The organism is Pseudomonas sp. FGI182 (assembly GCF_000511325.1).
GTDB lineage: Bacteria > Pseudomonadota > Gammaproteobacteria > Pseudomonadales > Pseudomonadaceae > Aquipseudomonas > Aquipseudomonas putida_Z.
The window spans coordinates 3,662,013-3,674,595 of sequence record NZ_CP007012.1; the positions used below are offsets into that span (position 1 = coordinate 3,662,013).

The 12,583-nt window shown below is 62.7% G+C and carries 19 protein-coding genes and 1 pseudogene; all 20 read left to right on the forward strand.

Going from position 1 to position 12,583, the window contains the following annotated elements; all coding sequences use genetic code 11:
• Window positions 1-36: 36 nt before the first annotated feature.
• The 20 genes and pseudogenes from C163_RS16150 to C163_RS16240 all read left to right on the forward strand — a co-directional run bounded on the left by C163_RS16150 (window position 37) and on the right by C163_RS16240 (window position 12,577).
• The gene (locus tag C163_RS16150; RefSeq protein ID WP_025339723.1) at window positions 37-891 is read left to right on the forward strand and encodes a GPO family capsid scaffolding protein; all 855 of its coding nucleotides are present in this window, start codon (window positions 37-39) and stop codon (window positions 889-891) included.
• 33 nt (window positions 892-924) lie between these two features.
• Window positions 925-1,932, forward strand: a complete 1,008-nt coding sequence (locus tag C163_RS16155) for a phage major capsid protein, P2 family (protein ID WP_025339724.1) — start codon at window positions 925-927, stop codon at window positions 1,930-1,932.
• A gap of 11 nt (window positions 1,933-1,943) precedes the next feature.
• The gene (locus C163_RS16160; RefSeq protein ID WP_038408207.1) at window positions 1,944-2,642 is read left to right on the forward strand and encodes a terminase endonuclease subunit; all 699 of its coding nucleotides are present in this window, start codon (window positions 1,944-1,946) and stop codon (window positions 2,640-2,642) included.
• Between the two features lie 105 nt (window positions 2,643-2,747).
• A complete protein-coding gene (locus tag C163_RS16165) occupies window positions 2,748-3,224 on the forward strand; it encodes a head completion/stabilization protein (protein ID WP_025339726.1) in 477 nt (158 codons plus the stop codon).
• Entirely contained in the window at window positions 3,224-3,436 is a 213-nt protein-coding gene (locus tag C163_RS16170; RefSeq protein ID WP_025339727.1) for a tail protein X, read from the forward strand. Before C163_RS16165 ends, C163_RS16170 begins: the two co-directional genes overlap by 1 nt.
• A gap of 42 nt (window positions 3,437-3,478) precedes the next feature.
• Window positions 3,479-3,793 carry a phage holin, lambda family gene (locus C163_RS16175; RefSeq protein ID WP_025339728.1) on the forward strand — a complete coding sequence of 105 codons (315 nt, stop codon included), beginning with the start codon at window positions 3,479-3,481 and terminating at the stop codon, window positions 3,791-3,793.
• A complete protein-coding gene (locus C163_RS16180; protein ID WP_025339729.1) occupies window positions 3,790-4,647 on the forward strand; it encodes an N-acetylmuramidase family protein in 858 nt (285 codons plus the stop codon). The genes C163_RS16175 and C163_RS16180 overlap by 4 nt, the downstream gene beginning before the upstream one ends.
• Window positions 4,647-5,015 (forward strand): annotated as a pseudogene (locus C163_RS27530) (LysB family phage lysis regulatory protein); the annotation flags it as partial. The gene C163_RS16180 and the pseudogene C163_RS27530, both read left to right, overlap by 1 nt.
• The gene (gene lysC / locus C163_RS27405; RefSeq protein ID WP_256220370.1) at window positions 4,981-5,190 is read left to right on the forward strand and encodes an Rz1-like lysis system protein LysC; all 210 of its coding nucleotides are present in this window, start codon (window positions 4,981-4,983) and stop codon (window positions 5,188-5,190) included. The pseudogene C163_RS27530 and the gene lysC, both read left to right, overlap by 35 nt.
• The gene (locus C163_RS16190) at window positions 5,187-5,720 is read left to right on the forward strand and encodes a phage tail protein (RefSeq protein WP_025339731.1); all 534 of its coding nucleotides are present in this window, start codon (window positions 5,187-5,189) and stop codon (window positions 5,718-5,720) included. Before lysC ends, C163_RS16190 begins: the two co-directional genes overlap by 4 nt.
• Complete coding sequence (locus C163_RS16195; RefSeq protein WP_025339732.1) at window positions 5,713-6,168, forward strand: phage virion morphogenesis protein; 456 nt, start codon at window positions 5,713-5,715, stop codon at window positions 6,166-6,168. The genes C163_RS16190 and C163_RS16195 overlap by 8 nt, the downstream gene beginning before the upstream one ends.
• 61 nt (window positions 6,169-6,229) lie before the next feature.
• The gene (locus C163_RS16200; RefSeq protein ID WP_025339733.1) at window positions 6,230-6,805 is read left to right on the forward strand and encodes a phage baseplate assembly protein V; all 576 of its coding nucleotides are present in this window, start codon (window positions 6,230-6,232) and stop codon (window positions 6,803-6,805) included.
• On the forward strand, window positions 6,802-7,146 hold the full coding sequence (locus tag C163_RS16205; RefSeq protein ID WP_025339734.1) for a GPW/gp25 family protein: 345 nt from the start codon (window positions 6,802-6,804) through the stop codon (window positions 7,144-7,146). Before C163_RS16200 ends, C163_RS16205 begins: the two co-directional genes overlap by 4 nt.
• An 11-nt stretch (window positions 7,147-7,157) precedes the next feature.
• A complete protein-coding gene (locus C163_RS16210) occupies window positions 7,158-8,156 on the forward strand; it encodes a baseplate J/gp47 family protein (RefSeq protein WP_025339735.1) in 999 nt (332 codons plus the stop codon).
• A complete protein-coding gene (locus C163_RS16215) occupies window positions 8,153-8,875 on the forward strand; it encodes a phage tail protein I (RefSeq protein ID WP_025339736.1) in 723 nt (240 codons plus the stop codon). The genes C163_RS16210 and C163_RS16215 overlap by 4 nt, the downstream gene beginning before the upstream one ends.
• Window positions 8,872-9,558 carry a phage tail protein gene (locus C163_RS16220; RefSeq protein ID WP_025339737.1) on the forward strand — a complete coding sequence of 229 codons (687 nt, stop codon included), beginning with the start codon at window positions 8,872-8,874 and terminating at the stop codon, window positions 9,556-9,558. Before C163_RS16215 ends, C163_RS16220 begins: the two co-directional genes overlap by 4 nt.
• Window positions 9,559-9,565: 7 nt before the next feature.
• Complete coding sequence (locus C163_RS16225) at window positions 9,566-10,303, forward strand: hypothetical protein (RefSeq protein ID WP_025339738.1); 738 nt, start codon at window positions 9,566-9,568, stop codon at window positions 10,301-10,303.
• Between the two features lie 7 nt (window positions 10,304-10,310).
• On the forward strand, window positions 10,311-10,772 hold the full coding sequence (locus C163_RS16230; RefSeq protein ID WP_025339739.1) for a hypothetical protein: 462 nt from the start codon (window positions 10,311-10,313) through the stop codon (window positions 10,770-10,772).
• A 102-nt stretch (window positions 10,773-10,874) separates the two neighbouring features.
• Window positions 10,875-12,047, forward strand: a complete 1,173-nt coding sequence (locus C163_RS16235; RefSeq protein WP_025339740.1) for a phage tail sheath protein — start codon at window positions 10,875-10,877, stop codon at window positions 12,045-12,047.
• Window positions 12,048-12,061: 14 nt separating this feature from the next.
• Window positions 12,062-12,577, forward strand: coding sequence for a phage major tail tube protein (locus C163_RS16240; RefSeq protein ID WP_025339741.1), 516 nt, complete (start codon window positions 12,062-12,064; stop codon window positions 12,575-12,577).
• The last annotated feature ends 6 nt before the right edge of the window (window positions 12,578-12,583 follow it).

Consider the following 12,583-nt stretch of genomic DNA (forward strand, 5'->3'; position numbering starts at 1 on the left):
GCAAGGCACACCGCCACCGCAACGAGGATTACCGGCATGGCCGAAAAGACCGACACCCCAGCAAAAAAACTTCGCTCCAAGTGGTTCCGAGTTGCCGTAGAAGGCGGCACCACCGATGGCCGGACCATTGAACGCTCCTGGATCGAGGAGATGGCCGCGCAATACAGCCCGAACACCTACGGTGCGCGCATCAACTGCGAGCACATCAAATGGGCTTGGCCGGGCGGGGAATTCGGCGCCTATGGCGATGTGCTGGCCTGTAAGGCGGAGGAGGTCGAAATCAATGGCGAGACCAAACTGGCGCTGTTCGCTCAGCTGCAGCCCAACGATGCGTTACTCGCCCTGAACGCCATGAACCAGAAAATCTATACGTCGGTCGAGATCGATCCCAAGTTCGCCAAGACCGGTAAAGCGTACCTGGTTGGGCTGGCGATTACCGACACCCCGGCCAGCCTGGGTACCGAAGCCCTGCAGTTCAGCGCTCAGCACGGCACCCTGACCGGCCGCAAGCAGAACAAAGACAACCTCTTCACTGCGGCAGAAGAGGTGCAACTCGAATTCGAGGAAGTGACCGACGGCCCCAGCATGTTCGCGGCCCTGCGCGACAGGGTCGGTGGCCTACTCAACAAGAGCAAGGAAAAGGAAGGCAAGGACGCCGCCAACTTCGCCGCCCTGGGCGAGCTGATCGAACAGCTCGCTAACCACGGCGGCGAGCAAGCCGAGGCGATGACCAAAAGCCTGGCTGCTTTCACCGAGCTGGAGACCAAGTTCGCCAAGCTCAGCAATGACCATGAAGCCCTGGTCACGCGCCTGGGTAATACCCAGGACCATACCCAGAAGGATCGCCCATCGGTTCCCGGTGGCAACGGTCGCGAACTCACCGACTGCTGATCCACGAACGATCAAGGAACACCGGAGACCACCATGCGTAACGATACCCGCCTGCTCTTCAACGAATACCTGGCCCAGTTGGCCAAGCTTCATGGCGTGCCTGACGTCACCACCAAATTCACTGCCAGCCCGGCCGTGGCGCAAAAACTCGAAAGCCGTATCCAGGAGTCCAGCCAGTTCCTGAGCATGATCAACATCTACGGCGTCCCCGAACAGATGGGTGAAAAGATCGGCCTGGGCGTGACCGGCAACATCGCCGGCACCACCGACACCGACGTCAAAGCCCGCGAAACCCGCGACCCGACCGGCCTCGACAACCGCGGCTACGTCTGCACCCAGACCAACTACGACACCCACCTCAAGTACCAGAAGCTCGATGCCTGGGCCAAGTTCCCGGACTTCCAGGCCCGTATCCGTGATGCGATCATCAAACTGATGGCGCTCAACCGCATCTGCATCGGCTGGAACGGCACCAGCCGCGCCGCCTCCTCCAACCCAGCGACCAACCCGCTGCTGCAGGATGTGAACGTCGGCTGGCTGGAGAAAATGCGCCTGGAGAACGCGGCGCGCGTCATGAAGGAAGTAGTCGACGGCAGCGGCAAGATCTCCATCGGCGCCGGCAAGGACTTCGAGAACATCGACGCCCTGGTGTTCGCCATGGTCAACGAGCTGATTGAGCCTTGGTACCAGGAGGACACCGAGCTGGTGGTGGTCTGCGGTCGCAAGATCCTGGCCGACAAATACTTCCCGATCATCAACAAGGCCAATGCCCCGACCGAGATGCTCGCGGCCGACATCGTCACCAGCCAAAAGCGCATCGGCAACCTGCCGGCCGTGCGTGTACCGCACTTCCCGGCCAACGGCCTGTTCGTGACTCGCCTGGACAACCTGTCGTACTACTGGCAGGAAAACAGCCGCCGAAAGACCGTTGTCGACAACGCCGCCCGAGACCGTATCGAGAACTTCGAATCGGTCAACGAAGCCTACGTCATCGAGGACTTGGGCTGCACCGCGTTCGCCGAAAACATCGAGATCGTGTGAGGGATATCGCCATGACCAATCCCTGCCGGCGGCACTTCCAGCGTGTCACTGCGGCCCAAGCCGCGGCGGCCACTGCTCCTGAGCAGACCATGGAGGGGGCCACTCAGTACGAGCTGCAGCTCGCCCAGCTCCACCAGGACCGCCAGCGCCTCTCCGCCATCCAGTCGCGGGAAGGCAAAGGCAAGCTCAAGGTCGAACTGCTGCCCGCCTATGAGCCCTATGTGGCGGGCGTGATTGAGGCCGGCTGTGGCGCCCAGGACGAGGTTCTGACCACCGTGATGGTCTGGCGCTTCGACGCGGGCGAATGGGCCGGTGGCCTCGATGTTGCGGCCTACGTGCTGCAGCATGGGCTGAAGATGCCAGATCGCTTCGAGCGCTCCACCGGCTGCATCGTGGCCGAAGAGATCGCCGAAGCCGCGCTCAAGGCGCAAAAGACCGGTGAAAACTTCCCTATCGATATTCTGACCCGCACCGCCGAACTGACCTCCGAAGAAGACATGCCTGACGAGGCGCGCGCCAAGCTGATGTTGGCCCTCGGCAAAGCCACCCTCACCGGCCTGGACGACGCCAACCACGGCCAGCCAGGCCAGATTCAGGCGGGAGTCGACCTACTGCGCCGCGCCATCGAGTTGCATGACAACTGCGGCGGCAAGAAAGACCTGGAGCGCGCCGAGCGCCTCCTCAAAAAAATCGCCGGCCCTGCCGGCTAACCGAGCGTCCCACGCAACCCGGCGGCTCGGGGTGGATCAGCGGCTTTCTCCTTGGCCCAGCTGTGAAGCCCCGACCACCGCCGACCTATTCAGAGCACCGCGATCATGAGTGGATTCATTCCTGGCGGCCTGGCGCCCAGTCCTTCCGTACCCGGCGTGCACATCAACAGCGAGGCCTTTTGGCCCTCGATCGATCTGGACAAGCTGCGCGAGACCCTGCGCATCGATTCCAGCGTCACCGCTGCCCGGCTTGAGACCGCCGTGATTGCCGCTGTCATCAGCGTAAATCGCGAGCTGTCGGCATGGCGTGAGGCCAAACAGGCGGCGGGCTACGCCTCGCTTGAGGCAGTCCCAAGCGAGAGGGTGAAGGGCCAATCCCAGCTGGTTTACCTGTATCAACGTGCGGTCGAGTGCGCGGCCGGTGCCGAGGTTTGTGAGCGGTACCGCAGCTACGACACCACTCGCAGCGGTGCCGAAGAGGCCGACAGAACCGAGCCGACGATCGACGACTACCGCCGCGATCAGCGCTGGGCTATTCGGGACATCCTTGGGACCTCCCGCACCACCGTGGAGCTGCTGTGATGTCCACTCAACTCCGCACCCAGCAAAACGATACCGTCGACGCGCTGTGCTGGCGTCACTACGGCCGAACTGCGGGTGTCGTTGAGACTGTCCTCGACGCCAACCCTGGCCTGGCCGCCCTCGGCCCGGTGCTCAAGGCCGGCGTGCTGGTCGACCTACCTGATATCCAAACCTCTGCGCCTGAGCGCCAGATGGTGAACCTGTGGGAGTGACTGCCCATGACCAAACCAATCCGAAACCATGGAAGGACTCCCATGCCTGACCGTCCTGAAACCTGGGCCTTTCTCGCAACATGGCTCGAAAACAACTGGCCCGGGCTGTATGCCGGCCTGCTGGCGGCCCTGATTGCCGCCCTGCGGGTTGTCTATGGCGGCGGGAAGCTCCGCCAACTGGTCATCGAGGCACCGCTGTGCGGATTCGTTGCCCTATCGGCCAGCCATGGGCTGTCGTTGATCGGCATCCCACTGACCGCCGCACCTTTCTTCGGGGGCCTGATCGGCCTGCTGGGCATCGAGTTCGTTCGGGCGGCAGCGAAGAAAACTTTCACTCGTAAGGAGGGAACCCTATGACCCTTCGCCACGGCGACCGCTCCCAGGCGGTGCGCGACCTGCAGCGCAAACTCATTGACCGCGGCGCCAAGATCGGCGTCGACGGCGTGTACGGTGACGCCACCGAGGCCGCTGTCCGCACCTACCAGCATCGGGCAGGCCTGGTCGCGGACGGTATCGCAGGCCCGAAAACCTTGGCCAGCCTACAGGGCGCTGATTGCGCCCATCTGCTGAAAAATGTCGACATGGTCCTGGCCGCCGACCGCCTGGGCGTGCCCCTGGCGGCCGTGTACGCGCTGAACGAGGTCGAGTCCAATGGGCGTGGCTTCTTGGATAACGGCAAGCCGGTGATCCTGTACGAGCGACACATCATGTACGCCCGCCTGCAGAAGATCCGCCGGCCCGGTGACGACCAGGACGAGCTGGAGCAGCTGACCGATCAACTTCGCCAGCGTGCCGACGAGCTGGCCAAGCAGTTCCCGGCCTTGGTCAATCCGAAGTTTGGCGGCTATGTCGGCGGTACCGCAGAACACCAGCGCTTGGCCCAGGCCCGGATGATCGACGAGCAGGCCGCCCCGGAATCCTGCAGCTGGGGCGCCTTCCAGGTGATGGGCTTCCACTGGGAGCGACTGGGCTATCCCAGCGTCCAGGCCTTCGTCGATGCTATGAGCCGCAGCGAGTCGGACCAGTTGGAGGCCTTCGTCCGCTACATCGAGGCCGACCCTACCCTGCTGAAGGCCCTCAAGTCGCTCAAATGGGCCAAGGTGGCCGAGCTGTACAACGGCCCGGACTACAAGCGGAACCTATACGACGTGAAGCTGCAACGCGCCTTTGAGCGGCACCAGGACTGCGGCTGCGGACAGGAGGCAGCCTGATGGAACTGCGCGACGGGGTGCTGGCCGGTGCTCTGTTCGCCGCGGTGTCGGCCGGGCTGTGGGGTTGGGGTCAACAGCTCCTGCTCGGGACTGAGAAGGCCAAGACCAAGGGGCTGGAAGGCCAGCTCACAACCGCCCAGGACGATGCCCGCCGCAACCTGGCCACCGCCACCGAGCTGAAATCCACCCTGGAGCGCGAGCGCAACGGCCAGGCCCAACTCCTGAAGACCCAGGGTGAACTGCGCCAGGGCTTGGCCACCCGCCAACGCACAATCGAGGCACTCAAGCATGAAAATGACCAACTCCGGGACTGGGCTCGCCAGCTTCTGCCTGATGCTGCTCGCCGGCTGCGGGAGCGTCCCGCCCTCACCGGCGCCGACGCTTACCGTCAATGGCTGTCCGGTGGTGGTCCCGTGCGTCCTGCCGGCGTCGGCGCCGACGGCCAACGGGGACCTTCTCAATGACCAGGACATTGTTGAACAGGCCTGGGCCGAATGTGCCGCCCAAGTCGACCGTGTCTATCAGCACCAGGTGAACCCATGAACAAGCCCAATAGCCTCCGCGACCATCTGCTCGCGGCCGTCCCTGGCCTCAAGCCAAACCCCGATGCGCTGCTGATGTTCATTGACGCCGGTAAGGTCCGCTGCACTGCGGCTCCAACCCTGTCGTTCGAATACAGCTACACGCTGCAAATCATCCTGACCGACTTCGCGGGCCACCCCGACAGCGTGATGCTGCCGATTCTGGGCTGGCTCCGGGTCAACCAGTCGGAACTGTTGGTCAACCTCGAAAAGTCCGCCAACAGCGTCAAGTTCGAGGTCGACCTTATCGACCGGAGCAAGGTGGACATGAGCATTACCCTGCCGCTGACCGAACGTGTCGTGGTCAAGCGCCAGGCGGACGGGACCTATGACGTCACCCACCCCGGCGAACCGCAGTACGAGCCATACCAGGACTATGGCGAGGTGACCATCTACGCGGATGGCCAGCCGCTGGCCTCTTGGCTGCCGCCGTCGGCGCCGGAAGGCATGGCGTTGTCGGTACCGCATCCAAGGCGACCAGACCATGGCTGATCTTGAAGCCCTGGAGGACTGGGTAAGTCCGCTCCTACAGCGCATCGAGCCGGCGGAGCGCTCCAAGCTGGCCCGCTCAATAGCCCAACAACTCAGGCGCAGCCAGCAGCGGCGCATCACAGCGCAACAGAACCCGGACGGTTCGGCGTATGTGCCCCGCAAACCACGACAAATGCGCGGCAAAAAAGGGCGAATCCGCGCCAAAGTGAAGATGTTCCAGAAGCTGCGCTCCGCGACCTTCATGAAAGCCCGTGGTGACGGCAACGCGGCCACCGTGGGTTTCACCGGGCGGATCGCCAGGATTGCGCGGGTGCACCAGGAAGGCCTACGGGATCGTGCAGCCCGCAATGCCCCCGCAGTCCAATACGATCAGCGGGAACTCCTCGGCCTCACGGACACCGAACTCGACCAGGTTCGCGACACCTTGCTCGCTCATCTGACCCTGTAACAGCCCTCCCTACAAGGCCCTGGTGATGCGCGCACGCGTAGGCGGCGCGACCATCACCAGCATGAACAGCCTCGCCGAACTTGCCCGCCTCATAGAAAACCTTGTCCGCTTTGGCACCATTGCCGAGGTGCAGCACAAGCCGCCTCGCGTGCGGGTGCGAACTGGCGAGTTGCTGACCACCTGGTTGCCGTGGCTCGCCCTCCGCACCGGCGCCGACCGAGAGTGGGACCCACCCACCGTCAACGAGCAGGTCATCCTTCTTTCACCGAGCGGCCAACTCGCCAACGGCGTGGCAATCACCGGGCTCTTCAGCGATCTCATTCCAGCGAATGGAGACCGCCCAGGCCTGCACCGCCGTACCTATGCAGACGGCGCCGTCATCGAATACGACAGCGAAGCTCACCACCTGAGCGCTGCACTTCCGTCGGGTGGAACTACCGAGCTCATCAGTGACGGCGGAATTCGCATCGTCGGCGACATAGTCCATCAAGGGGACTACACCCAAAAAGGCAACCAGAACGTCACCGGCACGGTGATCGTCTCGGAAGACGTCGTGGCCCAGGAAATCAGCCTGGTCAACCACCTGCACGGCGGCGTCATGAGCGGCCCAGGCAAAACAGGGGTCCCCGTGAAATGAACCGACACACCGGAGAAGCCATCGGGGAAGAAGACCACATCATTCAATCGATCGTGGACATCCTCACTACCCGTATCGGGACCAGATTGATGCGCCGCGACTACGGCAGCCTGATCCCCGAACTGATTGACCAACCCCAGAATTCAGCAACGCGGCTGCGCCTTTACGCCGCCTCAGCCATGGCCATCATGAAGTGGGAGCCCAGGATCACCCTCACCAAGGTTCGTCTCGATGTCGATGCCATGTCGGGATCAGCCACCCTTGAAATCGAAGCCAGGCAAATTGACACCAACGCGCCGCTCAGCATTCGCACGCCTCTGCAACTGGGGGCCACCGGATGACCGGCACACGAATGATCGACCTGAGCCAGCTGCCAGCGCCCGACCTGGTCGAGACGCTGGATTACGAGGCCATCCTCGACGCACGCAAGGCACGCCTAGTGAGTCTGTATCCCGTCGATGAGCAGGCTGCCGTGGCGGCACGCCTGGCGCTCGATTCAGATCCAATGGTCAAACTGCTGCAGGAAAGCGCGTATCGCGAACTGGTGTTGCGCCAACGCATCAACGATGCGGCAAAGGCCAGCCTTCTGGCCTATGCCAAAGGCGCTGACCTGGACAACCGCGCCGCCGACTACGGCGTGCAGCGCCTGGTCATCACGCCTGCCGACCTGACAGCCGCTCCACCGGTTGCGGCCGTCATGGAAGGCGATGAGGCCCTGCGCTATCGCACCAGGTTGTCGCTGGAAGCCTTGTCGGTCGCTGGCAGCCGCGGTGCCTATGAGTTCCACGGGCTGAGCGCTTCGGCAAGCATCGCGAGCGTTTCGGTCGATTCGCCGACATTCATTGCCGCCCAGATCTCCCCAGCGCTTCAGGCACAGTTACCGGCCGGGGCCATTGTTCTGGTTTGCGACTACCCGGCGGGCTTGTCCAACCCACTTCCAGGTGATGTTTCGCTGGCTGTGTTGCCCCATCTCAACAGCCAGATTCCCTCTGCTGACCTGGTCCAGCTGGTGCAGCAGGCGCTCATCGCCGAAGACGTGCGCCCCATCACCGATCGCCCGCGTGCCATTGCCGGACAGGCAACAGACTACGCCGTGAATGCTGTGCTCGAACTCGAAAACGGACCCGACCCGGTGGTGGTTAAAGCAGCCTCGCGAGCCAACCTGGACGCCTTGATCGCCAGTTCGCGACAGCTGGAGGGTGAGCTACCGATGTCCGCGATTTATGCCGCGCTGCACGTACCAGGCGTTCGCCGGGTGCGTTTGACCAACCCCACAGCTGATGTCGTTTGCGACAAGCGGCATTTCCCTAACTGCACCAGCATCACGCTCACCACTGAGGTGGCCGCATGAGCCTGCTGCCGAGCAATGCCACCCTTCTGGAAAGGGTCCTGGAGGCAGCCCGAGACTTTGGCATAGAGCCCGAGGAAATCCGGGGGGTTGCCGACTCTGCCAGATGCCCGCCCAACTTCCTGCCCTGGCTTGCCTGGGCGATGAAGGTCGAGGGCTGGGAAGCTGCAGAGACTGAAGCCCAGCAACGTGACCTGGCCAACCAGGCGATCCCGATCCACAAGACCAAGGGCACCGTGGGCGCCGTCAAGCGGGTACTGCGCGCCGTCAACGTCAACTGCGAGTTCAAGGAATGGCAGCAGATCCCAGGTGCAGTGCCATTCACGTTCCAGCTCACCGCCTGGGCGAACAACAACCGCCCAGGTGAAGGCTCGATCATTTCGCCGCAGCTGTATCAGCGCCTACGCGCGCTGGTCGATGCAGCTAAAAACGAACGAAGCCACTACGAATTCCGGCTGGGTGCGCGCTTCGATGGCGGCTTTGTCCTGGCCAATGCCGTGCAAGCACGCTCACTGCAGCGCCGAACGATGGAGCCGGCGCCGGTACCTGCCGATCCATCGGCGCAAACGCTGCAGTTTGCCAATGCCGCCAACATGCTCGGTGTTCACCGGCGTACTGCCGAGGCACAGGGCGTTCCAATCAACGCTGAATCGGGCCTTATCGCCGCCAACGCGGCACAAGGTTACGTCGTCGTGCGCGGCACGATGGAGGCTGTTCTATGAGTACTGCTTTACAACCTGTCATTACCAAGGCCGGCCTGGCAGCGATCTTCAACGCGACCAATTCAGGCTTTTCGGCTGAGATCACCCACATTGTGGTTGGTACCGGAAATTACACCCCGAGCAACGAGCAGAAAACCCTGCGCAACCAGGTGGCCAAGTACCCGATTGCGGGCGGCGAGAAGCTGACCAGCACGTTGCTGCACTTGACCGCCGTTGCGGATGGCCCTTTGGCCTTTTGGGTGCGTGAAATCGGCTATCTGCTGAGCGACGGCACGCTTCTGGCGGTTTGGTCGCACCCCACCGAGGCGCTGAACTACAAGCCCGCTGGTGACCAGTTGCTGCTGGCTTACGACCTGTCGCTGTCGGCCCTGCCGGCCAATAGCGTGACGATCAACACCACGGCGGCCGGGCTGAATCTGTCCTTGGCCGAGCCGATGGCGGCGCTGGCGGCCTCGCTCATGGGCGAGCAGTTGCGCAACTTCCAGCAGCAAGAACAAATCACTGAGCTGACGCGGCTGCAGCGCATCACCAGCGAGCAGCTGGGGCGGCTGCAGGTACGCATGACTGAGGCCGAACGCGTACATGCCGTTGATCATGAGGGCCTGCTGAGCATGGGTATTAGCGCGGCCGATTCGATCCTCTCCACCCAAAACCAACTGACCCAACATATTTACGGAGCATGAGAACCCTATGAGTCTCGAAACCGAAATTGCTGCGCTGACTTCGACAGGCAAGGCCCTGATTGACACGTTCAACGGTAAAAAGGCAGGCATCGATGCGGCGCTGGCCGCTGCTGTAGCCGCCGCTCCGGCCATCAGCCGAACATTCTACGTCGATCAGGACCTGGGCGTGGATACCGCAGCGGGCACCGTTGATGCCCCGCTGAAAACCATCAACCAAGCGTTTGCCAACACCCCCGGCGGCGGGACGGTGGACATCATTCTGGTCAAGGACTACGTGCTTGATTCGGTAATCTCCGCTAGCAACCGGGGTATCGTAATTCGTGGCGATACCGTTGGGGGTAATGTGCGCAAGCTGACACTGAGAGACTTCCCGACGGGTACCGGCACCAAGCGCATGGGGGGCTTCCAAGTGGGGCGCCGGGTTTCCATTACCTTTGCTGATTTGACCTTGGCACTGCCAGACACGGCCGGACTGGCGCTGCCGCTCGACAACTTCTACGCCTTGCTTTATGCCGGCGGTAATAGCATTCCGCCCTTCCTGCCGTTCAACCTGTACAACGTCGCGTTCACCTTGGCCGGCACCTTCGCCGGCAAGCTTGTCGGCCCTGGCATCAACTCCCTCGCTTTTGTGGCGATTGCCAGCACTATCCCGACTGCTCTTGAGGGTTCGCTGATTACCGGCGTGGCTGCCGGCAAGGATCCAAACACCGTCCCTTGGCTGATTACCAACGTCACTAAGCTGTGAGGCACCCATGCGCAAAGAATCCCTGAACATCACGTTTGACGGCTCCAACTACAACGGCTTCGACTACGCCCGTCTGCCGATCGGCGCTGCCCGCCTGGCGGCTGCCCAGCAGATTGACGAAGCGGCGGACTCGGCCCGCACTGCGGTCGTGGGCAATAACCTGCGCGTGATCGAGTACCAGCTGACCGAGCAAGAGGCGACGGCTTTCAAGGCTGCCGGCTTTGAGGGTGAGGTGCCGGCCACTGTCCAGGCCTGGGTCGATGCGGCCGGGTTGACTCCGCAGGCGGCGACCGAGAACATTCTGGCCGAGGCGGCTGAATGGAAAGGCGCGCTCTACACCATTCGCGCGGCGCGCCTCAAAGGGAAGGTTGATGCGCTCAAGGCGGCCACCCATGACGAGGCCGAGGCTATCGCGGATCACGCCATTGCGGCGATCAATGCCAGCGTCGTAGGCGTCGGCAAATCCTGACAAACCTGTGAGAAGGCAGCTTACACCCCCCCGTAATCGTTTCAAACCGTCGCGCGCGGCAGTCTGTGCAGTGTCATCCAACCACTGCACAGGCACTCAACCATGGCCGACGAATACCATCACGGCGTCCGGGTCCTCGAAATCAGCGAGGGCACCCGCCCAATCCGAACCGTTTCCACTGCCGTCGTCGGCTTAGTCTGCACCGCAGACGACGCCGACGCCACGGCTTTCCCGCTCGATACCCCTGTCCTGCTGACCAACGTACAGTCCGCCATCGGCAAAGCTGGTACCACAGGTACCCTGGCCGCCAGCCTTCAGGCGATTGCAGACCAAACCAAGCCTGCGACCGTCGTCGTACGAGTGGCAACCGGTGCGACTCCAGAAGAAACCACCAGCAACCTGATCGGCACCACCACCGAAACCGGCAAATACACCGGTATGAAGGCGCTGCTGGCCTCCAAGACCCGTCTCAAGGTCACCCCGCGCATCCTGGGTGTGCCAGGCCTCGACTCCCTGCCAGTGGCCACCGCCCTGGTATCGATCGCCCAGCAGCTACGCGCGTTCGCGTACGTCGCTGCCTCGGGCTGCAAGACCAAGGAGGAGGCTGTCGCCTACCGGGAGAACTTTGGCGCTCGTGAAGTCATGGTCATCTGGCCGGACTTCGAACAGTGGAGCACGGCCAGCAATGGCACCATCCCTGCACCGGCGGTAGCCCGAGCCTTGGGCCTGCGCGCCAAGATCGACCAGGAGATTGGCTGGCACAAGACCCTCTCCAACGTTCCGGTCAATGGTGTAACCGGCATCACCGCCGATGTGTTCTGGGACCTGCAGAACCCGGCAACCGATGCGAATTACCTCAACAGCAACGAGGTGACCACCCTTATCAACGAGGACGGCTTCCGTTTCTGGGGCTCGCGCACCTGCACCGAAGACCCGCTGTTCGCGTTCGAGAACTATACCCGCACCGCGCAAGTCCTGGCCGACACCATGGCCGAGGCGCACCTGTGGGCAGTCGACAAGCCAATGCACCCATCCCTGGTCCGGGACATGCTGGAAGGCATCAATGCCAAGTTCCGCGAGCTGGTCGCCGGCGGCTACCTGATCGGCGGCAGTGCCTGGTACGACGAGCAGGTCAACACCGAGGCAACCCTCAAGGCCGGCAAGCTCGCCATCGACTACGACTACACGCCTGTGCCGCCGCTTGAGGACCTCTCGCTGCGCCAGCGCATTACCGACCGCTACCTGGCTGACTTCGCCAGCCGCGTCAACAGCTGACGGAGACCATACCCATGGCCATGCCACGCAAGCTCAAGAACCTCAACCTGTTCAACGATGGCGGCAGCTATCTCGGCGTTTGTAAGACCGTCACCCTGCCCCCGCTCAGCCGCAAGATGGAGGGCTACCGCGGCGGCGGTATGAATGGCCCCGTCAAGGCTGACCTCGGCTGGAGCGATGACGGCATCCAGCTGGAGTGGAAGCTCGGCGGTTTCGACGACCAGGTCATTCGCCAGTTCGGTGCCATCAAGGCTGATGCCGTGCTGCTGCGTTACACCGGCGCTTATCAGCAAGACGATACCGGCGAGCACACCGCCGTCGAGATCGTTGTTCGCGGTCGTCACGAAACCATCGGGGCAGGCGAGGCCCAGGCCGGTGAGGACACCGAGAAGAGCATCACCACCACCTGCAGCTACTACAAGCTGACCATCGACGGCGAAGTCCTGGTCGAGGTCGACCTCCTCAACTTCATCGAGATCATCGACGGCGTCGACATGCTCGCCGAACAACGCAAAAACCTGGGCATTTGATCCCAC